A 23,732-nucleotide genomic window follows, 5' to 3' on the forward strand; every position below is an offset into this window, starting at 1 on the left:
CTAGCGAATGGTCGAGGTCGAGACTGACCAGGGGTCGACGTGACCCGGTCGGGGATGCACTAGCGTGACGAGCGATGCACGAGACCGCTCAAGCGCTCCGCAGCGCCCCCGAATCGGCGTCCGCGCCCCTGGTGTCGGTCGTGGCCGCCACCCACAACCGCCGCGAGCGCCTGCAGCGGATGCTGGACGCGCTGGCCGCGCAGACGGTCGGAACGGACACGTTTGAGGTCATCGTGGTCGACGACGGCTCATCCGACGACACGCCGGCGCTGCTCGCGGCCGGCGGGCCGGAGGCGCTCGCGCTGCGCACGCTGCGCCAGCCGCAGAGCCGCGGTCCCGCCGCCGCCCGCAACCGCGGGTGGCGTGAGGCGCGCGGCACGCTGATCGCCTTCACCGACGACGACTGCGAGCCGCAGCCGTACTGGCTCGAGCAGCTGCTCGCCGGAGCGGGCGGGCGCACGGACGTCATCGTGCAGGGCCGCACGCTCCCGAACCCGGCGGAGGCCGACCGCAACGGCGCGTTCGCCCGCACGCTCGAGGTCAACGGGCCGAGCCCGCACTACCCGACGGCGAACATCCTCTACCCGCGCGCGGTCCTCGAGCAGCTCGACGGCTTCAACGAGCACTACGGCGCCCCGGCGGGCGAGGACACCGACCTCGGCTGGCGCGCCAAGGGCCTGGGCGTCGAGAGCGTCTACACGGAGGACGCGCTCGTCTACCACGCCGTCCACGAGCGCGGCCCGATGAACACGCTCAAGGACGCGTTCCGGGCGACGGACTGCATCAAGACCTACAAGGACTACCCCGAGCTGCGGGCGCACCTGGACAAGGGGATCTTCTTCCACCCCTCGCACCCGCTGCTGGCGCAGGCCGTCGTCGCGGGCGTGCTGGCGCGCAAGCAGCCGGCGGCCGCGGTGTTCGCGCTGCCCTACGCCGCCCACGTCGTGCGCCGCGCGCGCCAGGCCGGCGCGCCCGCCTACATGGCGCCGTTCTTCGCCGTGCGGGACGCGGTCGAGGTCGTGGCGGTGCTGCGCGGCTCGGTCAGGCACCGCACGCCCGTCCTCTGATGGCGCCCGGGCCGCGCGGCCAGGACGTCGTCTTCAGCTTCTTCCTCAGCTCGTGGGCGCATGGCGTGTCCACGGGCTCGTCGTTCTCGGAGGACCGGCTGGCGGCCACGCTGATGGCCCACCCGGACGTCCGGAGGCTGCTGATCGCCAACCCGTACCGCAGCCTCGCCGGCAAGCTGACCGCCCGCGTGCGGCGCAGCGGCGATCCCGAGTTCCCCGCGACGGCGACGCGGCAGCTGTTCGAGCCGATCCGCCTGCGCCGCACCGACCCGCTGGACCCCGCGCGCACCGTCGCCCGGTATGAGGCGCGGCTGCGCCGGGCCGCGCGCCGGAACGGCCTCGAGCGCCCCGCGATCATCACCGGGAGCCCGCTGATCGCCGGCTTCGGGGACTTCGCCTGGGCCGGTCCGGTCACCTACTACGCGTGGGACGACTGGCTGGCATCGGAGCCGCAGCGGCAGTACTGGCCGGCCTATGAAGAGGCCTTCCGGCGCGTGCGCGAGCGCGGCCGGCGCGTCGTGGCCGTCACCGCCAAGGCGCTGGACCGGATCGCGCCCACCGGCCCGAACGCGGTGATTCCCAACGGCGTCGACGCGGACGAGTGGGCGACGCTCGGCGCGCCGCCGGCGTGGTTCGCCGGCAAGCCGCACCCGCGGCTGCTCTACGTCGGCAGCCTCGACTCACGCGTGGACGTCGGCCAGGCGCAGGCCGTGGCCGAGGCGTTCCCCGACGGCTCGCTCACGTTGGTGGGGACGATGCTCGACGAGGCCCAGTTCGCCACACTGCGGACCTTGCCCAACGTCGAGATCCACGATCCCGTGGCGCGCGAGGAGGTCGTGCGCCTGATCGGCGCCGCCGACGCCTGCCTGGTCCCGCACGCGCGCAACGCGCTGACGGAGGCGATGAGCCCGCTGAAGCTGTTCGAGTATCTCGCCGGCGGGCGGCCCGTCGCCGCCGTCGACCTGCCGCCGATCGCGGCCGTGCAGGGCGCGGTCGAGCTGGTGGGCGAGGGCGGCGACTTCGCCGCGGCCACGCGCCGCGCTCTCGAGCGCGGTCCGGCGGGCGAGGCGGACCGGCTCGCGTTCGTCGCCGCCAACAGCTGGGCCAGCCGCTTCGACGCGTTCCTCGAGCTCGCGCTCGCGGACTGATGCGGGTCCTGTACTCGTTCCCCACCCGCCTCGGGACGAGCGGGATCGGCACGACCGCCTGGCACGGCGTGACCGGGCTGACCGGGATCGGCGTGACCGTCGACGTCACCGCCGGCAGCGTCGAACGCCCGGCCGACGGCGCGACAGTCCGGTTCGAGTCGATGCGCGTCGGCCCCTTGAAGCTGCCCTACCGGGCGCTCGGCCTCGAACGCGCGATGGCCTACCACGACGCCCGCACCGCCCGCCTGATCGCCCGGCACGCGGACCGCTACGACGTCGTGCACACCTGGCCGCAGGGCGCCGAGCGGACGCTGCGCGCCGCGCGCGCCGCCGGTGTCCCCGCCGTGCTCGAGCGCCCCAACGCCCACACCGCGTTCGCCGCCGAGGCCGTGCTGGCCGAGACGCGCCGGATCGGCGTGCCGATCGACCCGAGCAGCCCGCACCTGGTCGAGCCCGCCCGGCTGGAGCGCGAGGAGCGCGAGTACGCCGCCGCCACGGCCCTGCTGTGCCCGTCGGACTTCGTCGCCCGCACCCACCGCGAGCACGGGACCCCGCCGGAGAAGCTCCTGCGGCACCGGTACGGGTACGACCCGGCGCGCTTCCCGGTCGGCCCGCCACGCCCGCCCGGACGCCCCTTCACGGCGGCGTTCGTGGGCCGGATGGAGCCGCGCAAGGGCCTGCACACGGCGCTGGAGGCGTGGATCGCCGCCGGCCTGCACGAGACGGACGCGCGCTTCGTCGCCGCCGGCAGCATCGACGCCGGCTACGACGTGGTGCTCGCGCCGCTGATGCGCGAGGCGCGCGTCGAGCACCACGGCTTCCACCCCGACCCGGGCGCGCTGATGCGCGAGGCCGACGTGCTCGTGCTGCCGTCGGTCGAGGAGGGCTCGGCGCTCGTGACCTACGAGGCGCGCGGCTCAGGCTGCGTGCTGGTCGTCTCCGACCACAGCGGCGCCCAGTGCACCGACGGCGTCGACGCGCTCGTGCATCCGGCCGGCGACGTCGCGGCGCTCACAGCGCACCTGGCGACGCTCGCCGGCGACCCTGCGCGACTCGCGCAGCTGCGCGAGGCGAGCCTGGCGGGCATCGGCGACCTCACGTGGGAGGCCGCCGCACACGCGCTCGCGGCCGCCTATGCGGCGGCCGCGAAGCTTCAGGCTCAGGCTTAGGCTCAGGCCGCCGCGGCGGCCAGGACGCGGTCGGCCAGGATCTCGGCGATGCGGGTCGCGGAGCGGCCGTCCCACAGCGGGATCGCGGCGGGCGTCGCCGCCGCCGGGCCGGTCTCGACGAAGCGGATGTCCCCCGGCTCGTCGCCCAGCAGGATGTTGGTGCCGTAGGTCAGCGTGGCGATCCGCTCGGTGCTGCGGCGCAGCGTGTAGCAGCGCACGCCCAGCGCGGACGCCTCGTCCTGCACGCCCGCCGAGTCGGTGAGGATCGCGCCCGCGGACTGCTCGAGCGAGAGGAAGTCGAGGTAGCCCAGCGGCGGCGTGACGTGCACGCCGGCGGCCTCGAGCCGCGAGACGTCGCCGAGCTGCTCCATCAGCGCGCGTGTCATCGGGTGCAGCGGCATCACGACGGGCGTGCGGCGGGCCAGCTCGACCAGCTCACCGGTGATGGCGAGCATCCGGGCGTCGTCGCGGACGTTCTCGGAGCGGTGCAGCGTGGCCAGCACGTAGCCGCCGGCGCGCAGGCCGAAGCGACGGTAGGCGGCGCGCTCGCGCGCGGCGGCCTCCCAGCCGCGCATCAGGTCGATCGCGGGGTTGCCCACGACATGGACTCGGTCGCCGCCGATGCCCTCGCTCTCGAGCGCGTCCGCGGCCAGGCGGCTGTCGGTGAAGATGATGTCGGCGACGCGGTCGCCCATCACGCGGTTGATCTCCTCCGACTGGGAGAAGTCGCCGCTGCGCAGGCCGCCGCCGACGCGGGCGATGCGGATGCCGAGCTTGGACGCGGCGAGCGCGAAGGCGAGCGTGCCGTCGGCGTCGCCGCCGAGCACGAGCATCGAGGGCGGGCTCTCGACCAGCGTCCGCTCGGCCGCGGCGAGCGCGCGGGCCGTGTGCTGGACCTCAGAGCCCTGGGGATGGTCGACGAGGGCCTTGGTGTCGGGGCGGCCGTCGGCGTCCAGGACGTCGACGTCGGCGCCCTGTGGGCCGACCAGGCGGGCGATCGTCTGACGGATGCCCTTGGCCCGCAGCGCCGCGATGACCGGCGCCAGGCGCACGGCCTCCGAGCGGGAGCCGATCGCGTGGAGGATCGCACCGCCCGCGGGGCGGTCGGTGTCCTCGACGCGCTGAGTGAAGATGCGTACGGTGTTGTCTGAGATGCTGGTCACGGGAATCTCCGGCGAGCTTAAGCTGCTGCAATCAAGGGGTCGTGCGATCCTCCCCCTTCGTTCAGGGTCCCTCCAACCGGAGGGCCAGCCGAGCAGATGTCCCACGCGGTGGACGCGGTCGCGTAGATTGGAGCGGCGGCCGTAGCGCCGACCTCCTCGTATGAGCTCGCACGGACGACGACTCGACCACTGGACCACCTCTCTCGACGCCGTCGAGGCCCTGCGCCTGCGCATGGCCGAGGTCGAAGGCGCGCAGGAGGATCCGATCACGCGGCGCCTGATGGCCCAGGTCGCGCACGCCAAGTCGTCGAGCTTCATCGCGCTGCTCGACGGCGACGGGCACGTCCTGGACGTCAACCCGGCGGCGCTGATCGCGGGCGGCGTCGACCGCAGCGAGGTGATCGGCCTGCCGCTGTGGACCACCGGCTGGTGGCTCGGTGCCGACAAGACGGCGATCATGACCCTGCGCCAGGCGATCGAATCGGTCGCCGACGGGCGGTTCGTGCGCTTCGACACCGATGTGCGGATCGAGAGCGCCGGGCGCGACATCGGGACGCTGGACCTCCTCCTGCGCCCGCTGCGCGGCCGTGACGGCCAGGTGGCGTTCATCGTCGCCGAGGGGCGTCCGATCACGGACCGCAAGCGGGTCGAGCAGCGGCTCGCCCGCCAGAACGCCGAGCTGTCGGCGCTGACGCAGCGACTGGCGCGGGTGCACGACTACCGGGAGCGACTCCTCGGCGAGCTCTCGCACGACCTTCGCGCGCCCCTGCACGTCGTCATCACCCGCTCCGAGCAGGTGCTGCGGACCGCCGCGAGCGACGACGTGCGCGCTCAGGTGACGGGCATCCGGCTCGCCGCGATGGACGCGCTCGAGCAGATCAACGACATGCTCGAGCAGGTCAAGGCCGACCATGGCGAGGTCCAGCTCACGCTCGTCAACGCGGACATGTCACAGGCCGTCCGCACGGTCGCGGAGCAGTTCGCGCCGCTGGCCGAGGACCGCGACATCGAGCTCGAGCTGTCGCTGCCGAACGCCGTCTCGGCGCGGTTCGACGTCGAGCGGCTGAGCCGGGTCGTCTCCAACCTGCTCGCCAACGCGATCCGGCACGCGCCGATCGGCGGCCGCGTGCGCTGCTCGCTCGCCGCCGGTGACGGCGCGGCGTCGCTCGAGGTCGCCGACTCCGGCCCGGGCGTGCCCGAGGAGCACCGCGCGAAGGTCTTCGGCCGCTTCCGCTCCGGCCTCGACGGCGACGGCCGCTCCAGCGGCGCGGGCGCCGGCCTGGGACTGGCGATCGTGCGCGAGTTCGTCGAGCTGCACGGCGGTGAGATCGAGCTCGGCCAGGCGCCGGAGGGCGGCGCGCTGTTCACGGTCACGCTCCCGCTGCGCCCGCCGGAGTCCACGAGCGCGACCGCCTCGCTCGCCCAGCTGGCCGCGGCGGCGCAGCGCACGGAGTACGTGCGCTCGCACCTCGAGGTCGAGCTGATGGGCGAGCCCGTGGCTCCCGCCGTTCCGACCGTGGTCATCGTCGAGCGGGTCCCCGGCCGCGCCGAGTCGATCCTCACGGGCATCGGCAGCGCCGCGGTGACCTGCGTCGCCGAGGACGCGGAGGAGGCGTTGCGCCTCGCCGTCGAGCTGCGGCCGGACGCCGTCGTCGTCGGCACGGCGACGGGCGACATGCCCGCCACCTCGTTGCTGCGCCGCCTCGCCGCCGACGACCGGCTGGTGGGCGTGCGGCGCGTGGCGCTCGCGGGCGAGCGCGAAGAGGACCCGTCGCCCGAGTCGCTGATCACCGCCGGCGCGCAGCTCGTCCTCCCGGCGGGTGCCGCCGAGGAGCTCGGCGGCCGCCTGTGGGCGGCCGCCACCGCGGCCGATCGCTGACGGCCCGCGGCACCGCCGCGCGGTGCCGCGCGCCTCGCGGCGCCGTCCCTACTCGACCGTGACGGTCTTCGCCAGGTTGCGCGGCTGGTCGACGTTCAGGCCGCGCAGGCGCGCGATCCGGTAGGCCAGCAGCTGCAGCGGGATGACCGCCAGCAGCGGCTGGAGCATCCAGTCCGTGCGCGGCACCTCGAGCGTCTCCTCCGCGTACTCGCCGAGGTCGGTCCCCTCGCTCGCGACCGCGATCACGTGCGCGCCGCGGACGCGGACCTCCTGCATGTTCGAGATGACCTTCTCGAGCACCGGCGAGTCGGTCGCGACGACGACGACCGGCGTGTCCTGGTCGAGCAGCGCGATCGGGCCGTGCTTCATCTCGCCCGCCGCGTAGGCGTCGGTCGCGATGTAGGAGATCTCCTTGAGCTTGAGCGCGCCCTCGAGCCCGACCGGCAGGCCGACGTGGCGGCCCAGGTACAGGAAGAAGTCCTTCTTGAAGTGCCGCTCGGCGGCGCGGTCGATGGCCTCCGAGCCGCGGTCGAGCATGGCGCCGATGTCGTGCGGGATGCGCTTGAGCCGGGTCACGAGCTCCGTGCGGCGCTCGACGCTCAGCGTGCCCTTGAGCTCGCCGATACGCAGCGCGAGCAGGTACATGACCGCGACCTGGGCGACGAAGGTCTTCGTCGCGGCGACGCCGATCTCCAGGCCCGCGCGGGTGTAGATGACGCCGTCGGCGTCGCGCGTGGCCTGCGAGCCCATGATGTTCGTGACGGCGATGACGCTCGCGCCGCGCTCGCGGGCGAGCCGCATCGCGGCCAGCGTGTCGAGCGTCTCGCCCGACTGCGTGATGCCGATCACGAGATCGCCGGGGCCGACGACCGGGTTGCGGTACCGGTACTCGGAGGCGATGTCCATCTCGACCGGGACCCGCGCCCACTCCTCGATCGCGTAGCGGCCGATCAGGCCCGCGTGGTAGGAGGTGCCGCAGGCGACGATGATGATGCGCGAGACGCCGCGCAGCAGCTCGTCGTCGAGCTCGGGGAGATCGACGCCGTCGGGGCGGACCGTGCGGTCGGCGATCGTGTCGGCCACCGCGTCGGCCTGCTCGTGGATCTCCTTGAGCATGAAGGTCTCGAAGCCGCCCTTCTCGGCGGCGTCCGCGTCCCAGTCGATCCGCTGGGTCTCGCGCTCGAAGCTCTCGCCGGCGGCGGTCAGGAACGTCGCGCCGTCCTCGGTGAGCACGACCAGCTCGTCGTCCTCGAGCGCCTGGACCGTGCGGGTGTGCGCCAGGAAGGCGGGGATACCGGAGGCGAGGAAGTTCTCGTCGTCGCCGCGGCCGACGATCAGCGGGCACTCCTTGCGGGCGCCGACCAGGACGCCGGGCTCCTCGGCCGCGACGGCGACGAAGGAGTAGTGGCCGCGCAGGCGGTTGTAGGTCAGCCGGGTGGCCTCGACCAGGCCGTGCTCGTCCAGGAGGTCGGCGATCAGGTGGGCGATCACCTCGACGTCGGTCTCCGAGCTGAAGTGCGCGCCCTTGGCGAGCAGCTCCTGCTTGAGCTCGGCGTAGTTCTCGACGATCCCGTTGACCACCACGTGGACCCGGTTCTCGGGGTCGTAGTGGGGATGCGCGTTGTCCTCGGTCACGCGCCCGTGCGTCGCCCAGCGCGTGTGGCCGATGCCGGTCGTGGCCGGCGGCGCCATCACGGCGACCGAGCCGTTCGCGTCCTGCTCGCCCATGGCGGCCTTCAGCGACGACAGGTTTCCGACTGCGCGGATCGAGCTCAGACCCTCATCGGTCTGCATCGAGATCCCGGCCGAGTCGTAGCCGCGGTACTCCAATTTCTCCAGGCCGGACAGGAGGATCTCCTGCACCGACCGCTGTCCGACGTAGCCCACGATGCCGCACATGGCCGTGCCTCCTTCCGGCGGGTTTGAACGCATTCTAGGCCGGGCCCCAGGGTCCTCCCCCGGCCTTCAGTTCAGGATGGCGTCGGCGCGGGGCCCGGCGAGAGCCCCGCGCGAACGTGGTCTTGCTAGCGGCTCGGGCGGTTGAAGATCGACGAGAACGCCGACCAGATGCCTGAGACGTCGAGCGCGTCGGACCACACCATCACCTGGTCGATGTCGCCGGTGAAGAGCAGGTCGCAACCGGCGTGGTAGCCGCCGATGGTGGTGTTTCCGGACGGCAGGCCGTAGTCGATCGTGGCCGAGGAGCTCGAGCCGCCCGGCTGCAGCTTGCCGTCGATGTAGAGCTTGGAGAGCGTGCCGTCCCAGGTGCCGGCGACGTTGTGCCACTTGCCGTCCCAGATGGTCTGCGGCGCGGCGCCGGAGAGGTACTGGTGCGCGCCGTCCCAGACGTAGAAGTCCAGGCCGCCGTGCCAGCCGGTCTGGATGCCGTAGGACGCGGCGGTGCAGGCGTTGCCGCCCTTGGCCAGCAGGTACTTGAAGGTGCCCGGGGAGCTCGAGCCCCGGAACCACATCGAGACCGTCAGCTTCTGCGGCTCGAGCTTGTCCGAGTCCGGGATCGTGACGAAGTCGTCACCGGTGAAGCGCAGGCCGGCGCCGATGCCGAAGATGCCCTTGATCCACGTCGGATCGTTGCTGTCAACGCCGGTTGTCGACCCGAGGTAGCCGTTGAGCTTGTTGCCGGACCAGTCGCCGACGGTCTGCCCCTTGCCCTCGTACAGCGGCCACCAGGCGCGCAGCGGGAAGTCGGCGGCCGACGCGATCGAAGGCGCGGCAAGGACGGCGGAGACGGCGAGAGACCCGGCCACAGCGGCCAGGCGAGTGCGAAAGTGACCGTTGCGGCTCATGTGTTCAGCTTCTCGTCACGGGTGTCTGCACACAACTGGCCAGTAGTCAAGGCCTTGATAAAGAATGTGACTGAATCGATCATCACGCACCGATCAGTGCCGAGGTGCCGGCGGCCTCGAGCGTCCGCTGCAGGCCCTCGCGCAACTGGACCGTCGGCTCCCAGCCGAGCAGCTCGCGGGCGAGCGAGATGTCGGGCTGGCGGACCTGCGGATCGTCGGTGGGGAGCGCCTCGAAGACGATCTCCGAACGCGAGCCGGTGATCTCGATCACCGCGTGGGCGAGCTCGAGCAGCGTGAACTCGTTCGGGTTGCCGATGTTGACGGGCAGGTGGTAGCCCGAGTCGGCGAGCCGGATGATGCCGTCGATCAGGTCGTCGACGAACGTGAACGAGCGGGTCTGCGAGCCGTCGCCGAAGACCGTGATCGGCTTGTCCTGCAGCGCCTGGCGCAGGAACGTGGGGATCGCGCGGCCGTCATGCGGTCGCATCCGCGGCCCGTACGTGTTGAAGATCCGCACGATCGCCGTGTCCACGCCCTGCTGGTTGTGGTAGGCCATCGTGAGGGCCTCGGCGTAGCGCTTGGCCTCGTCATAGACGCCGCGCGGGCCGATCGGGTTCACGTGCCCCCAGTAGGTCTCGGGCTGCGGGTGGACCTGCGGGTCGCCGTAGACCTCGCTCGTCGACGCCGTCAGGAACCGCGCGCGGTGCAGCTTGGCCAGGCCGAGCGCATGATGCGTCCCGTAGGAGCCGACCTTGAGCGTGTGCAGCGGCAGCCGCAGGTAGTCGATCGGGCTCGCCGGGCTCGCGAAGTGGTAGACGAAGTCCACCGGTTCGTCGACGAAGAAGGGCTCCGTCACGTCCTTGTGCATGAACACGAAGTGCTCGCCGCGGAGGTGATGGATGTTGGCGAGCGATCCGGTCTCGAAGTTGTCGACGCAGATCACCCGGTGACCGCGTGACAACAGTGCATCGCACAAGTGCGAGCCGAGAAAACCGCTGCCACCGGTCACGAGACATGTGGGCATGCTCGACATTGTTGTTCGGTCAGGGTCGGTGGACCCTGACCGGAGGGCTAGCTACGCCGCGGCTTCGAGCACCGCGACCAGGCGGGCGCAGGCGGCGTCGGCCTGCTCGGCCGTCGGCGCCTCGACCATCACGCGGACGAGCGGCTCGGTCCCGCTCGGGCGCAGCAGCACGCGGCCAACGCCCTCGAGCGCCGCCGATTCGCGGTCGACCGCCTCGCGGACGCTCGCGGCCTCCGCGACCGACCGGTCGCTGACGCGGACGTTGACGAGCTTTTGCGGGAGCTTCTCCATCGCGTGCCGGTGGGCGAGGTCGGCGCCGTTGAGCGCCTCGAGCGTCAGCAGCGCGGACGCGATCCCGTCACCGGAGGGCACGAAGTTACGGTCGATGATGTGGCCGGACTGCTCGCCGCCGAGCGCCCAGTCGCGCTCGCGCAGCGCCTCGAGCACATAGCGGTCCCCGACGCCGGTGATCGCGACCTCGACGCCGTGCTCGCGCATCGCCGTGTGGAAGCCGAAGTTCGTCATCACCGTCACCGCGACGCCGTTGCCGGGCAGGCGGCCGGCCTCGCGCAGGTGGATCGCGGCGAGCGCGATCAACTCGTCGCCGTCGACGACGACCCCGTTGCGGTCGACCGCGAGCATGCGGTCGCCGTCGCCGTCGAAGGCGAAGCCGGCGATGTCGTCGCCGGTCTGCATGCCGGCGCGGAGCTTGCCGAGGTGCGTCGAGCCGCAGTCGTCGTTGATGTTCCGGCCGTCGGGCTCGTGGGCGATGATCCCGATGTCGGCGCCGAGCCGGCGGAAGATCTCCGGGGCGGCGCGGAACGTCGCGCCGTTGGCGCAGTCGAGCAGGATCCGCTGGCCGGTCAGGTCGAGGTCCTTGAAGCGCTCCTGGAGCGCGCGCAGGTAGTCCTCGAGCGCGCCGTGGAACGTGCGCACCCGGCCCGGATGGTCCGGCACCGCGAACGGCTGCTCCAGCGCGGCCTCGATCTCGGCCTCGGTGGCGTCGGAGAGCTTGTAGCCGTCGCCGCCGAAGAACTTGATCCCGTTGTCCCGGTACGGGTTGTGGGAGGCGCTGAGGACGGCGGCCAGGTCGAAGCCGTGGCGCTCGATCAGCAGCGGCGCGCCCGGGGTGGGCAGGATGCCGCCGATCAGCGCTTCGCCACCGGCGGCCGCCACACCCGCGGCCACGGCGGACTCGAGCATCTCGCCCGACTCGCGCGTGTCGCGGATGATCAGGACGCGCGGGGGGCGCCCGTCGGGGCGCTGGATGCGCGCCGTGGCGGCGCGCGCCAGCGAAAGGGCGAGCTCCGCGGTGAGGAACTCGCCCGCGACACCGCGCACACCGTCGGTGCCGAACAGCCTGCGGGCGGCGCTGTAAGGCGCCGCGCTCACTACCGCTTCGAGAACTGCGGCCGCTTACGGGCCTTCTTGAGGCCGGCCTTCTTGCGCTCCTTCACACGCGCGTCGCGCGTGAGGAAACCGCGCCGCTTGAGCTCGGTACGCAGGTTGGGGTCGGCCTCCAGGAGCGCGCGCGAGATGCCGTGGCGCAGAGCGCCGGCCTGAGCCGACACGCCGCCGCCGTGCATCGACGCGACCACGTCCATCCGATCGTCGTAGCCGACCGTCTCGAGCGGCTGGCGGATCGTGCGCTGGAGCGTGGCGCGCGGGAAGAACTCGTTCAGCGTCTTGCCGTTGATGACGTAGGCGCCGGTGCCCGGCTTGAGCGTGACGCGCGCGACGGCGGTCTTGCGCTTGCCGGTCGCGCGGTAGCGCGCACCCGCGGCGAGGTCGATCGAGGCGTCCGCGATCGTCTGCGGGAGCTCTTCCTCCTGCTCGTCGCCTTCGGCCTCGTCCTCGTCGTACTCGTCGTCCTCGCTGTAGCGCGGACGGTCGCCGCCGAGCAGCCCCTCGCCCTCGCGGACGATGTCGACCTCGAGGTCCATGCCCGGGATCGCCGGCTTCACGCGCGGCGTCTCGTCCTCCTCGATGTACTCGAGGTCCTCGTCGGTGTCGACCTCGTCGCCTTCGACCACGATCTCCTCGGCGGTCGGTTCGACGGGCGCCTCGGCGGCGGGCGTCTCGGGCGCGTCAGCGGCGGGAGTCTCCTGCGACGGAGTCTCCTCGGGCTCGTTGACCTGGTCCTCGTTCTCGGCCATGGGAAGTCTGGTTCTCCTACTTCTGCTCGATCAGCGCCATCGGCTGCGGCTGCTGAGCCGCATGCGGATGGTCGGGGCCCGCGTACACCTTCAGCTTGGTGAGCTGCTTACGGCCGAGACGGTTGCGGGGCATCATGCCCTTGACCGCGAGGCGGATGACCTCTTCGGGCCGGCGCTCGAGCATGTCGTTGAGCGTGCGGGACTTCAGGCCGCCCGGATACCCCGAGTGGCGGTAGTACATCTTGTCCGTGCGCTTGGTCCCGGTGACCGCGATCTTCTCCGCATTGATCACGACGACGAAGTCGCCCGTGTCGATGTGCGGCGTGTAGGTCGGCTTGCGCTTGCCGCGTAGGGCGTCGGCGATCTGGGTCGCCAGACGACCGAGGGTCAGGCCCTCAGCGTCGACGACGAGCCAATTGCGCTCGCGGTCTGTGGGTTTGGCGACGTAAGTCTTCACGTTTGGATCTCTGGCCGAGGGCGTAAAACGGCCACGCGAAGGCCGCGCGGCGGCGTTGGATGATAGCGAGCGCCGACACGGGCGCACCAGCCTGGTCATTCGGGGGGTGGCCGCGCGGTCCGGGCACTCAAGACTCTCCACTGATCGGCGAGCCCTGTGCGGCTCGCGAGCAGCTGAGAGGAACGCCAGTGTCTGCACGTCCATCGCTCCGCACCGCGCGCGTCGTCAGCGCCGTGGTGGCGGCGCTGCTGCTGGCCGCCGGCCCCGCAGCCGCGGCCGCACGCGCCATCCCGCCTGACAATTTCACCCCGCCGCAGATCCAGCGCGTGGGCTCGCAGCTCGATTGCCTGGGCGGTGAGTGGGAGGGTCAGGACCGCCCGCTCGCGTACGCGTGGGAACGTGATGGCGTGCTGGTCGACGGCGCGAACGACCACCTCTACACGCCTTCTGCCCAGGACGCGGGACGCGCGTTGGTCTGCGTAGTGACCGCGACGAACTCCGACGGGTCCAATACCGCACGTTCCGCACCGGTGACGATCGGCGCGCTGCCGACATATCGGTTCGGGCTCTACTCGCGCGTGGTGAGCGGCGACGTCGGCTCAGGCGTCGCGGGCTGGACGGTGTCCGCGTCGCTCGTGCGCGCGGGCGAGACCGTGGATGTGTCGCCGGCGGCCCCGGTCAATGCCGTGGACGGCACGTGGGCGGTCACGCTGGGCGCGCACGGGTTGGCCGAGCGCGACCGCGTGGTCGTGCAGTTCACGGGTGCGGGCGCGCCGCCGGCGCGGACGTTCGTCGTGGGCGACAAGTCCCTCGGTGCCGGCGAGGACGCGACGCCGCTGTTCGCGTCGGCCGGCGTGTCCGCCGACGGGTCGGCCTTCTCGCTCGCCTGCGATCCCGCGTGCGACCCGGCGTTCGTCGACTTCACGTTGACCCGCGCGGGTGAGACGTCCGACCACGAGTTCACCTGGCAGTTCCCGGCCGTCCCGGCGGACGTCGCGCCGCTGACCGCCGACGACGCGGTCGTGATGCACTACCGCAGCCCGATCTACGCGGGCGGGTCGAGCGAGGTCGCGTACGCGACGCTCGACGTGCCCGCCGGGATGCCGGGGACGGCGCGCGCGGCATCGTGCGACGGCGACCTGGTGACCGGTCGCGTCAGCTGCTCGCCGCTGGCGCCCGGGGACTACACGCTCGTGCGCCGCCGCGGGGGCGTCTCGACGACGGACACCGTCGGCTCCGGCCACGTGTTCACCGCGACCCTCGGCGGGCTCGTCGCGGGCGACGTGGTCGAGCTCCGGCGCGGCGCGCGGCTGGTGACGGCGCTCACGCTCTCGCCCCTGCGTGTGGACGTCGACGCCGACGGCAACGTCACCGCGCTCTGCTCCGGCGGCGCGTGGCTCACCGCTGAGCTCGTGTGCGGCGACACGGACTCGATCTACGTCGCGGGCGGCCCGATCGTCGGCGGGACGCAGGTCGACGACACCAGCGGCGGGCACACGACCCTCGACTACGCGTCGGTGTCCGAGACCGCGCCGCTGTACGGCGAGTCGGTCTACGCGGGCACGTTCCGGTTCTACGCGGAGACGGTGGGCGGGTCGGCCCACGGCGTCGCGGCGCCCGAGGTCACCTTGAGCGTCTCCAAGGTCGGCTCGGGCGTGGCGTCCGAGCCCGTCGAGGTCGACCCCGACACGGGCGCCCGCGTCGACGCGCTGACGCCCGGGCGCTGGGAGGCGACGTGGGCGGCGACCGACGCCCACGGCGACGTCGTCCGCAGGCGCACGAAGTTCTACGTGCAGGAGGCGCCGACCGGCGGCGGCGCTCCGGGCCCGACCGGCCCCGCAGGCCCGGCTGGTCCCGCAGGCCCGGCCGGCCCGGCCGGCCCGACGGGCCCCGCAGGCTCGACAGGCCCCGCAGGCCCAGCAGGCCCGGCCGGCTCGACCGGTCCCGCCGGTCCCGCCGGCTCGACGGGCCCCACAGGCCCGGCAGGCCCGACAGGCCCGGCAGGCCCGGCAGGCCCGGCAGGCCCGGCAGGCCCGGCAGGCCCGGCAGGCTCGACCGGTCCCGCCGGTCCGGCCGGCTCGACGGGCCCCGCAGGCTCCACGGGCCCGGCGGGTCCGGCGGGCGCGACCGGCCCGGCCGGCGCCGCCGGCAAGGACGGCGCCAACGGCACCTCCGTCCTCGGCTCCCCGGGCGCCACGGGCCCGGCCGGCCCCGCCGGTCCGGCCGGCCCTGCGGGCCCCGCCGGTCGCGACGCCAAGATCGGCAAGATCACCTGCAAGCTCAGCGGCAAGAAGGTCACGTGCACGATGGCCGGCGCCAAGAGCGGCACCCTCAAGGCCCGCCTCTCCCGGGGCGGCCGCACCCTCGCCCTCGGCCACACCCACAAGGGCCGCCTGAGCCTCCGCACCGCCCGCCGCCTCACCCGCGGCCACTACACCCTCACGCTCGTCCAGGGCACGACAACCACCACCCACACGATCGTCATCCACTGACGCTGTTCGGGGCGCCCACCAGGGCGCCCCGACCCTCGCTGAGGGGACGCCACAACCCGGGGGGGCCAGGAAAACCGTCCTCTGAGTCAAGAAATCCTGGCCACCCCCCTGCCTCACGCCGCACCGCCTCCCCGCGCCACCCCCTCCGTGCCGCGCGCCGCCCCGCCCCTCCGCGCCGCCTTCCCGTGCCGCGCTCCCCTCCGCGCAACGCCTCCGCGCCCCGGCGCCTCATCGGCGCCCGGCAGCTCCCGGCCCCGCCGCGACCTCACCGCGCCGCGCCGCCTCCCCACGCCGCGCCACTCCCCGCGCCGCGCCACACCCACGCGCCCCCTCTCGACGCCGCGGCACCCCACGCCGCGCGCCCCACCCCTCGACGCCGCGGCACCCCACGCCGCGCGCCCCACCCCTCGACGCCGCGGCACCCCACGCCGCGCGCCCCACCCCTCGACGCCGCGCCACCCCACGCCGCGCCCACCCCTCGACGTCGCCCCACCCCTCGACGCCGCACCGCCGTCGACGCCGCACTCCCTCCCCACGCCGCGCGCCCCACCCGACGCGCCCTCTCCGCGCCGCGCCACCTCCCCACGCCGCGACCCTCTCGCCGCCGCGGCGCCGAGACGGGGAGGGGGTGGGCGACGCGGAGGTCCACAGCGGACCTTCCTGTCGCCCACCCCCCCGAACGACGGAGGCCGCCCACAGGGGGCGGCCTCCGGATGCAACAGGGACTCGGGCCCGGCGCTAACTGACCGGCGTGTTCATGTCGGTCGTGATCTGCGCCGCGGTCAGGGCGGTGTTGTAGATGCGGATGTCGTCGAGCTGGCCCTTGAACCATTCGCCCCACACGGCGTTGCCGCCGATCTTCACCGGGCCGGTGCCGACGGCGATGCTGCCGGCGCGGGTCACGGAGCTGATCAGCGTGCCGTTCTTGTAGAGCTTCAGGGTCGTGCCGTCGTAGGTGCCGGCGAGGTGCGTCCAGGTGTTGTTGGCCGGCGCCGAGCCCGCGACATTGCCCGCCTCGCCGTAGCCGGACTGGCCGGTGTTGGTGATGGTCGCCAGCGGCGTCGTGGCGCCGCCCGAGTACAGCGCGTAGGAGAGGTCGCCGGACTTCTCCTTCATCACGGCGGTGCGCCAGTTGGTGTTGGCGGTCGGGTTGACCCAGGCCTCGAGCGTCATGCCCGTGGTCAGATCGAGGTCGTCGGCGTCGGCGACGCTGACGAAGTTGCTCGTGCCGTTGAAGCTCAGCGCGCCGCCGGTCTTGCCGGTGGTGGTGCGCGTCGCTCCGCTGATCGTGCCGGTGTGGCCCTTGCCCGTGGTGTCGGTGACCGTGGAGCCGCTCGCCTCATTGAAGTTGTAGGCGGCGACCGGGACCGGGCCGGCGGGGACGCTGTTGTCGACCGTGACCGACACGTCACTCGCCGTCATCGAGTTCCCCGCGGCGTCGCGGGCGACAGCGGTCAGCACGTGGGCGCCGGCCGAGGCGGCCGTCGTGTCCCACGCGACCGAGTAGGGCGCGGTCGTGTCCTCCGCCCCCAGCGCGGCACCGTCGAGCTTGAACTGGACGCCGGCCACGCCGACGTCGTCGCTCGCGCTCGCGGTCACGGTGACGATGGATTTGACCACCGAGCCCGCCGCGGGCGCGGTGACGGCAACGGAAGGAGCGGTCGTGTCGGCCAGCGCCGTGCCCGAGACCTCAGGCGAGGCCGGCCCGATGTTGCCCGCGGCGTCGACCGCGAACACGCGGTAGTAGTAGGTCCCGGCCGTCAGCGGCGTGTCGTTGAACGTCAACCCGGTCGGCGTCCCCACGCGGTTCGCGGCCGAAGGCGTGAACCCGGAGGTCGTCGAGCGGTGGACGTTGTAATGGTCCACGCCCACGTTGTCCGTGGCCGCGCCCCAGCTCAGCCCCACGCTGCCGAGCGCACCGGTGGCCGTGACGGTCCCGGGCGCCGACGGCGCCGTGGTGTCCGGCGCGGGGGCGCCGCCGACCGGCGTGTTCATGTCGGTCGTGATCTGCGCCGCGGTCAGCGCGGTGTTGTAGACGCGCACGTCGTCGATCTGGCCGGCGAACCACTCGCCCCAGATCGCGTTGCCGCCGATCTTCAGCGGCCCGGTGCCGGCGTTGATGCTGCCGGTGACCGCCTTGGAGGAGATCAGCGCGCCGTTCTTGTAGAGCTTGAGCGTCGTGCCGTCGTACGTGCCCGCGAGATGCGTCCACGTGTTCACGGCCGGCGCCGAACCGGCGGGCCCGGGGGCCTCGCCGTAGCCGGCGGAGGTGGTGATCGTCGACAGCGGCGTCGTCGACCCGCCCGCGTACAGGGCGTAGGTCAGGTCGCCGGTCTTCTCCTTCATGACCGCCGTCCGCCAGCCGGTGTTGTTCGTCGGGTTCACCCACGCCTCGAGCGTCATGCCCGTCGTGAGATCGAGGTCGTTGGCGTCCGGGACGCTGACGGAGTTGCTCGTGCCGTTGAAGCTCAGCGCCCCGCCGGTCTTGCCGGTGGTGGTGCGCGTCGCGCCGGTGATCGTGCCGGTGTGGCCCTTGCCGGTGGCGTCGATGACCGAGCTGCCGCTCGTCTCGTCGAACGCGTACGCGGCAACGGGCGTCGGGCCCGGAGGCGTCGTGTTGTTGACCGTGACGCTCACGTTCGCCGCGGTGCCGGGGTTGCCCGCGGCGTCCTTGGCCACCGCCGAGAGCACGTGCGAGCCGGCCGTGGCCGTGGTCGTGTCCCAGTTGACGGTGTAGGGCGACGACGTGTCGAGCGAGCCGAGGTCGGCCCCGTCGAGCTTGAACTGCACGCTGGCGACGCCGACGTCGTCGGACGCGTTGGCCGTCACCACGACCGTGCCGGAGACGGTCGACCCGCCCGCGGGCGCGCTGATCGACACCGTCGGGGCGGTCGTGTCGCCCGGCACCACGCCGGACGCCTGGTTGGACGGCGTGCTCGTGTTGGAGGCCGCGTCCTCGGCGACCACCTTGTAGTAGTAGGTCCCGGGCGAGCGGCCGCTGTCCACGTAGGAGAGCGTCGCGGCGTTGACCGTCGCCACCAGCGTCGAGGAGCCCGGGGTGAAGCCCGCCGTCGTCGAGCGGTGGATGTCGTACTTGGTGACCGCGACGTTGTCCGTCGAGGCGGACCAGTTGAGCGTGACCTTGCCGGTCGCGCCCGCCGCCGTGAGGTTCGTCGGCGCCGACGGGGCGACGGTGTCGTCGCTGGTCAGCATCGGCAGCATCGCCGCGACGGACGGGACGCCGTTCCCGTTGACGAGGAAGACGTAGTAGACGCCGGGCGGAGCGAGGTTCGAGTTGGCCGGCGCGTCGATGACGAGCTTGCCGTTCTGCTTGGTGAACGTCGCCTCCATGTAGCGCTGGTCCATGTTGAGCCCGTGCGTGACCGAGCCGGTGCGGATCAGGGCGACCTTGGCGATCGAGTCCGCGTCAGGCGTGTCGATCGTGAACTGCGTGCCGTACTGCATCCGCGTCGGCGCGGAGGTGATCGTCGGCCGCGGGCCCTTGTTCAGGTAGGGCGGCGAGAAGATCTCCGCCGTCTGCTCGTTGGGCATCAGCGAGCCGTCCAGCCGGCCCGAGCCGGCCAGCAGGATGCGGCCGTCCGGGAGCAGCAGCGAGATGTTGTGGTAGCCGCGCGGCCGCTGCGACGAGGCCATCGAGGTCCACGTGTCGGTCTCCGGGTGCCAGATCTCCGGCTCGAGCACCGCGCTCTGCGTGACGTCGTTGCCGTTCGGGGTGCGCGTGCCGCCCATCGCGAGCACGTCGCCCGTCGGGAGGACCGTGAGCGTGTGGAAGGTGCGCTTCCACTTCATCGGCGACACCTCCTGCCACGTCGGCACCGTCTGGTTGAGGTCCAGGACGGCCGCGCGGTTGGTCACCGGGGTGTCGGTCGGGAAGTCGGGGTCGGCCCAGGTGCCGGACTTGAGGATCTTGCCCGGGCGGTACATGACCGCGCTGTGACCGTCGATCGGCGACTGCGACGCCAGCGTGCTCCACGTCCCGGTCTGGACGTTGAGGATGCGCGTCACCTTGTCCGGGCCGGCCGAGACGACACGGCCGTCCGGCGCGACGAACATGAACGGGTACAGCGGCATCCGCAGCGCCGCGCTCGGCATCGCGGTGATCGTGTTGGTCGCCGGGTCGTAGATCTCCGGGATCGTGTCCGACGGCCGGTAGAAGGCGTTGTAGCCGCCGGGCGTGTCGGAGATCCCGTCGCCGGAGACGATCAGCACGCGCCCGTCGGGCAGCGTCGTGGTCGTCGGGTACCAGCGCCCGCGCGCCATCTGCGGGCCCGCGGTCCAGGAGCCGGTCAACGGGTTCAGCAGCTCGGTGTCGGTGATGCCCGCGTACGCGAGCACGTGCCCGCCCGCGGTGAACAATCGCCCGTCGGGCAGCAGGACGTGGCCGGCGCAGAAGAGGTTCAGCCCGGAGGGCGTCTGCTGGAACGTGCCGGTCGCCGGGTCCCAGATCCGCTCGGAGCCCATGGCGGCGCCGAAGGCGTCCCACATCGCGACCTTGCCGTTGGAGAGCATCGACGCGTGCACGGCGACCAGCGGCCAGTTGACCGGCGGCGTCCAGCTGCCGACCGTCGAGGGTGACGGCGGCTGCGGGTCGGCGTTCGGCGGCGTGCCGGCGACGACGGGCGCGGCCATGTCGGCCTGGATCTCGGTCGCGGCCAGCGCGCGGTCGTAGATGCGGACCTCGTCGATCGTGCCGTCGAACCACTCGCTCCAGACGTTGTTGCCGCCGATGTAGAGGTCGCCGGTGCTGACGTTCAGCGAGCCGCTGTAGGCGGAGGACGCGGTGAGCACGCCGTTGATGTAGAGGCGCAGCGTCGCGCCGTCATACGTCGCGGCGAGGTGCGACCACGTGCCCTGCGGCAGGACCGACGAGCCGTCGGCGCGCTTGTAGTCGCCCGCCCCGGCCGTCAGCTGCGCGCTCGGGGTCGACGGGCCAGACCCGTACAGCGCCCAGGCGAGGTCGCCGGGCCGCTGCTTCATGACGACCGTGCGGTACGCGCCGGCGCTCATGGGGTTCACCCACGCCTCGATCGTCATGCCGGCCGTCAGGTCGAGCGAGTTCGAGTCGAGGACTCTGACCCAGTCACTGGTTCCGTCGAAGGACAGGGCTTTGCCGAACTTGCCGGTCGTTACCCGGGTTGCACCGGTGATGGTGCCCGTGTTGCCGTTGCCGGACGAGTCGGTGGCGGTACTGCCGGACGTTTCTTCGAAGCCGTAGGAGGCGACTGGATTGGTCGCCGCGGAGGCCATGGTGGGAGCGATGAAGAACGCGAGGGAGACGAGAAGGGGGAGGGTCCTGCGCATCCCACGAGTGTCCCGCTCCTGACGTTTCGCCGGTACTGGCCGGAGGTCCAGCAACGATGAGTGTCCGCCTGCATATGTATAGTGCCCGCTCGTTCGAGCACGCTTTGGTCGGCGTGCGCAGAGGGGGATCGTGGGTCGCAGACTGCGGAAAACCGCATACGTCGTCGTTGCGTGCTGTGCGCTTATGGCACCGTCCACCGCGCTCGCGCAGACCGGCGGCGCCGTCGTCCCCACTCCCACGCCCACGCCCACGTCGACGACTCAGTCGACCGCGTTGACCAAAGCCGCCATGACCGCGCCGATGGCCTCGAGCCCGGCGTCGGTCGCCAAGCTCGCGTGCGCGTCCGGTTGCGCCGCCGCGGGTGCCGTGCGCCCCGGCTCACTCCTGCGCGTGCGCGGGAAGACGCTGTCGAAGGCCGACGAGGTCGTGTTCCTCGGCGCCGAAGGGCTCGACGACGACGTGACCGCGGCGACGACCGTGCGCCGCAAGACCTCGGTGGACGTCCGCGTCCCGCTCGGTGCCGCGCCGGGGCCGGTCGCGATCGTGGACTCCAACGGCGCCGTCTCCGCGCCCTCCGCGGGTCCGGTCGTGGTCGCTCCGGCCGTGCCCGCCACCGCGCCCTCGATCGAGGTCGCGATCCGCGCGCCGCGCGCGTACTACGACGCCGCGACCCCCGCGGCGGCCACCTACGTCGTCCACAGCGCCACGCCGGTGGCCGTCGGGGTCGACGTCGTGCGCGCGACCGACGGCGCGGTGATCACCCACTGGGACGTGCCGAACGTCGCCCCCGAGCTCGCGCAGCGGGTCGTGTGGGACGGGACCGTCGCCGGCGCCCCGGCCGCGGACGGCCAGTACGCGTTCCGCCTCACGGTCACGGGGCTCGCGCCCGCGAGCGCCCCGTTCGAGTTCTACGCGGACCGCTTCCCGATCCTCGGCGGGTCGCGCTTCGGCACCGGCGTCGCGGCCTTCGGCGGCGGGCGCAACCACCAGGGCGAGGACACGTTCGCCGCCTGCGGCACCCCGCTCGTGGCCGCGCACGGCGGCAAGGTCAAGTTCGCCGGCTATCACTCTGCGGCGGGCAACTACCTCGTGATCGACAACGCCGGGGTCGGGACCGATTACGTCTACATGCACCTGCGCGACGTCGCCCTGGTCAAGACCGGCGACCGCGTGCTGACGGGCCAGCCGATCGGGTTCGTGGGCCAGACGGGCCGCGCGACCGGCTGCCACCTGCACTTCGAGATCTGGACGGCGCCGGGCTGGTACTCCGGCGGCTCGCCGATCGACCCGCTGCCCACGCTGCGCAGCTGGCTCGCTCGCTCCTAGTCTCTTCCGGGTGCGCGTCCTCACCGTCGTCGGCAACCGGCCGCAGTTCGTCAAAGCCGCCGCCGTCTCCTCGCGGCTGCGCTCGGTCGCGACCGAGGTGCTCGTCCACACGGGCCAGCACTACGACGACGCGCTGTCGCGCGTGTTCTTCGACGAGCTGTCGTTGCCGCGGCCGGAGCACCGGTTCGACCTCGGGGGCGGGTCCAACACCGAGCAGACGGCGCGGATGCTGTCCTCGCTGGCGCCGCTGCTGGAGGCCGAGAAGCCCGATGTGGTGCTCGTCTACGGCGACACGAACTCGACCCTCGCGGGCGCGCTGGCCGCGGCCCAGGCGGGTGTGCCGGTGGCGCATGTCGAGGCGGGGATGCGCTCGTATGACCGGCGGATGCCGGAGGAGCTCAACCGCGTGCTGACGGATCACGCGTCGTCGCTGCTGCTGTGCTCCGCGCAGGCCGCGGTCGACACCTTGCGGGCCGAGCAGGTCGTCGGCGAGGTCGTCCTGGTGGGCGACGTGATGGTCGACGTCTTCGAGCTGCTGGCGCCGCGGGCGGACACGGCGGTGATGGCTTCGCTCGGCGTGGTCTCAGGGGAGTACCTGCTGGCGACCGCGCACCGGGCGGGGAACGTCGACGACCCGGTGCGGCTGCGCGCTCTGGTGGACGTGCTGACGGGGATGCCGCTTCCGGTCGTCCTACCGCTGCACCCGCGCACGCGGGCGCGGTTGGTCGAGTCCGGGCTGGCGGACGCGTTGGACGGCGTCGTCGTCGCTCCCCCGCTCGGCTACCTCGAGTTCGCGGGGCTGCTGCTGGGGTGCCGGGCGGTGCTGACCGACTCGGGCGGCGTGCAGAAGGAGGCGTACCTGGCGGGCAAGCCGTGCATCACGCTGCGCGACACGACCGAGTGGCGCGAGACCGTCGAGGCGGGGTGGAACGTGCTCGTGGACCTCGACCGCGCGGCCGCGCTGGACGCGCTGGCCCGTCCGGTCCCGGTTGCGCGGCCGCCGCTGTACGGCGACGGGCGGGCGGGCGAGCGCGTCGTCGAGGCACTGGTCAGGATGGCGGGATGATCCATCCGACCGCCGTGGTGTACGACGGCACGATCATCGGCGAGGGCGTCGAGATCCAGGCCGGCGCGATCGTCGGCAAGCCACCTTCGCTCTCACGCTCGTCGACGGCGTCGCGGGCAGCGCTGCCGCCGCTGGAGATCGGCGCGGGCGCGGTGATCTGCGCCCAGGCGATCGTCTTCGCGGGCTCGCGTGTGGGCGAGGGCGCGATCGTCGGCGACCAGGCGTTCGTGCGCGAGCGGGTGACGCTCGGTTCACGCTCCGTGGTCGGCCGCGGCTCGACCGTCGAGAACGACACGGCGATCGGCGCCCGCGTGAAGATCCAGACGCAGGTCTACATCACCGCGTACATGACGATCGAGGACGACGTCTTCGTCGGCCCCGGGGTGACGACGACCAACGACGACACGATGGGCCGTCACTCGCGGGAGTACGCGCTGCGCGGTCCCGTGTTGCGCCGGGCGTGCCGGGTGGGCGGCGGCGTGACGCTCTGCCCGGGCGTGGAGATCGGCGAGGAGGCGTTCATCGCCGCCGGCGCGGTCGTCACGCGCGACGTCCCCGCCCGCGGCGTCGCGATGGGCGTCCCCGCCCACGTGGTGCGCGAGGTCGGCGACGAGGACCTGCTCGAGCGCTGGCGCTGAGCGCCAGCGCTCGCTGTCCC

15 protein-coding genes and 1 pseudogene are annotated in these 23,732 nt (G+C 72.7%); 8 read left to right on the forward strand and 8 right to left on the reverse strand.

Annotated features, from left to right (window positions below):
- Positions 1–74: 74 nt before the first annotated feature.
- The 3 genes from G569_RS58750 to G569_RS50995 are packed head-to-tail and all read left to right on the forward strand — an operon-like array spanning position 75 to position 3,384.
- Positions 75–1,067, forward strand: a complete 993-nt coding sequence (locus tag G569_RS58750; RefSeq protein WP_053226877.1) for a glycosyltransferase family 2 protein — start codon at positions 75–77, stop codon at positions 1,065–1,067.
- Complete coding sequence (locus G569_RS58755; RefSeq protein WP_053226878.1) at positions 1,067–2,215, forward strand: glycosyltransferase; 1,149 nt, start codon at positions 1,067–1,069, stop codon at positions 2,213–2,215. Before G569_RS58750 ends, G569_RS58755 begins: the two co-directional genes overlap by 1 nt.
- Complete coding sequence (locus G569_RS50995) at positions 2,215–3,384, forward strand: glycosyltransferase family 4 protein (protein ID WP_053226879.1); 1,170 nt, start codon at positions 2,215–2,217, stop codon at positions 3,382–3,384. The genes G569_RS58755 and G569_RS50995 overlap by 1 nt, the downstream gene beginning before the upstream one ends.
- Before the next feature lie 2 nt (positions 3,385–3,386).
- On the opposite strand, the gene G569_RS0123680 is transcribed toward G569_RS50995, so the two are convergent.
- Positions 3,387–4,547, reverse strand: a complete 1,161-nt coding sequence (locus G569_RS0123680) for a UDP-N-acetyl glucosamine 2-epimerase (RefSeq protein ID WP_157592258.1) — start codon at positions 4,545–4,547, stop codon at positions 3,387–3,389.
- 160 nt (positions 4,548–4,707) lie between these two features.
- Here G569_RS0123680 and G569_RS0123685 point away from each other — a divergent pair, with 160 nt between their 5' ends.
- Entirely contained in the window at positions 4,708–6,426 is a 1,719-nt protein-coding gene (locus G569_RS0123685; RefSeq protein ID WP_028065264.1) for an ATP-binding protein, read from the forward strand.
- Positions 6,427–6,474: 48 nt separating this feature from the next.
- Here G569_RS0123685 and glmS read toward each other — a convergent pair whose 3' ends face one another.
- From glmS to rplM, 6 genes are all read right to left on the reverse strand, one after another.
- The gene (gene glmS, locus G569_RS0123690) at positions 6,475–8,325 is read right to left on the reverse strand and encodes a glutamine--fructose-6-phosphate transaminase (isomerizing) (protein ID WP_028065265.1); all 1,851 of its coding nucleotides are present in this window, start codon (positions 8,323–8,325) and stop codon (positions 6,475–6,477) included.
- 125 nt (positions 8,326–8,450) lie between these two features.
- Positions 8,451–9,191: a LamG domain-containing protein gene (locus G569_RS0123695; RefSeq protein WP_028065266.1), complete on the reverse strand. Its 741-nt coding sequence runs from the start codon at positions 9,189–9,191 to the stop codon at positions 8,451–8,453.
- Positions 9,192–9,312: 121 nt separating this feature from the next.
- Positions 9,313–10,254: a UDP-glucuronic acid decarboxylase family protein gene (locus G569_RS0123700; RefSeq protein ID WP_028065267.1), complete on the reverse strand. Its 942-nt coding sequence runs from the start codon at positions 10,252–10,254 to the stop codon at positions 9,313–9,315.
- A 51-nt stretch (positions 10,255–10,305) separates the two neighbouring features.
- Positions 10,306–11,646, reverse strand: coding sequence for a phosphoglucosamine mutase (glmM, locus tag G569_RS0123705; RefSeq protein ID WP_028065268.1), 1,341 nt, complete (start codon positions 11,644–11,646; stop codon positions 10,306–10,308).
- A complete protein-coding gene (gene rpsI / locus G569_RS61395) occupies positions 11,646–12,158 on the reverse strand; it encodes a 30S ribosomal protein S9 (RefSeq protein ID WP_371683486.1) in 513 nt (170 codons plus the stop codon). Before rpsI ends, glmM begins: the two co-directional genes overlap by 1 nt.
- Positions 12,159–12,426: 268 nt before the next feature.
- The gene (rplM, locus tag G569_RS0123715) at positions 12,427–12,867 is read right to left on the reverse strand and encodes a 50S ribosomal protein L13 (RefSeq protein WP_028065270.1); all 441 of its coding nucleotides are present in this window, start codon (positions 12,865–12,867) and stop codon (positions 12,427–12,429) included.
- 1,802 nt (positions 12,868–14,669) lie between these two features.
- Here rplM and G569_RS66450 point away from each other — a divergent pair.
- Positions 14,670–14,891 (forward strand): annotated as a pseudogene (locus tag G569_RS66450) (hypothetical protein); the annotation flags it as partial.
- Positions 14,892–16,097: 1,206 nt separating this feature from the next.
- Here G569_RS66450 and G569_RS58760 read toward each other — a convergent pair.
- A complete protein-coding gene (locus tag G569_RS58760; protein WP_084285447.1) occupies positions 16,098–20,681 on the reverse strand; it encodes a LamG-like jellyroll fold domain-containing protein in 4,584 nt (1,527 codons plus the stop codon).
- 184 nt (positions 20,682–20,865) lie between these two features.
- Here G569_RS58760 and G569_RS0123730 point away from each other — a divergent pair, with 184 nt between their 5' ends.
- The 3 genes from G569_RS0123730 to G569_RS0123740 are packed head-to-tail and all read left to right on the forward strand — an operon-like array spanning position 20,866 to position 23,712.
- Entirely contained in the window at positions 20,866–22,008 is a 1,143-nt protein-coding gene (locus G569_RS0123730; protein WP_028065271.1) for a M23 family metallopeptidase, read from the forward strand.
- A 10-nt stretch (positions 22,009–22,018) separates the two neighbouring features.
- Positions 22,019–23,074, forward strand: a complete 1,056-nt coding sequence (gene wecB / locus G569_RS0123735; RefSeq protein WP_028065272.1) for a non-hydrolyzing UDP-N-acetylglucosamine 2-epimerase — start codon at positions 22,019–22,021, stop codon at positions 23,072–23,074.
- Positions 23,071–23,712, forward strand: coding sequence for an acyltransferase (locus tag G569_RS0123740; RefSeq protein ID WP_028065273.1), 642 nt, complete (start codon positions 23,071–23,073; stop codon positions 23,710–23,712). Before wecB ends, G569_RS0123740 begins: the two co-directional genes overlap by 4 nt.
- Positions 23,713–23,732: the final 20 nt, after the last annotated feature.

Source organism: Solirubrobacter soli DSM 22325 (genome assembly GCF_000423665.1).
Lineage (GTDB): Bacteria > Actinomycetota > Thermoleophilia > Solirubrobacterales > Solirubrobacteraceae > Solirubrobacter > Solirubrobacter soli.

Coding starts and splice junctions, on each gene's coding strand:
- G569_RS58750 (WP_053226877.1), top strand. CDS start 75: ATGCACGAGACCGCTCAAGCGCTCCGCAGCGCCCCCGAATCGGCGTCC.
- G569_RS0123730 (WP_028065271.1), top strand. CDS start 20,866: ATGGCACCGTCCACCGCGCTCGCGCAGACCGGCGGCGCCGTCGTCCCC.
- G569_RS50995 (WP_053226879.1), top strand. CDS start 2,215: ATGCGGGTCCTGTACTCGTTCCCCACCCGCCTCGGGACGAGCGGGATC.
- G569_RS58760 (WP_084285447.1), bottom strand. CDS start 20,681: ATGCGCAGGACCCTCCCCCTTCTCGTCTCCCTCGCGTTCTTCATCGCT.
- G569_RS58755 (WP_053226878.1), top strand. CDS start 1,067: ATGGCGCCCGGGCCGCGCGGCCAGGACGTCGTCTTCAGCTTCTTCCTC.
- glmS (WP_028065265.1), bottom strand. CDS start 8,325: ATGTGCGGCATCGTGGGCTACGTCGGACAGCGGTCGGTGCAGGAGATC.
- G569_RS0123700 (WP_028065267.1), bottom strand. CDS start 10,254: ATGCCCACATGTCTCGTGACCGGTGGCAGCGGTTTTCTCGGCTCGCAC.
- G569_RS0123740 (WP_028065273.1), top strand. CDS start 23,071: ATGATCCATCCGACCGCCGTGGTGTACGACGGCACGATCATCGGCGAG.
- G569_RS0123685 (WP_028065264.1), top strand. CDS start 4,708: ATGAGCTCGCACGGACGACGACTCGACCACTGGACCACCTCTCTCGAC.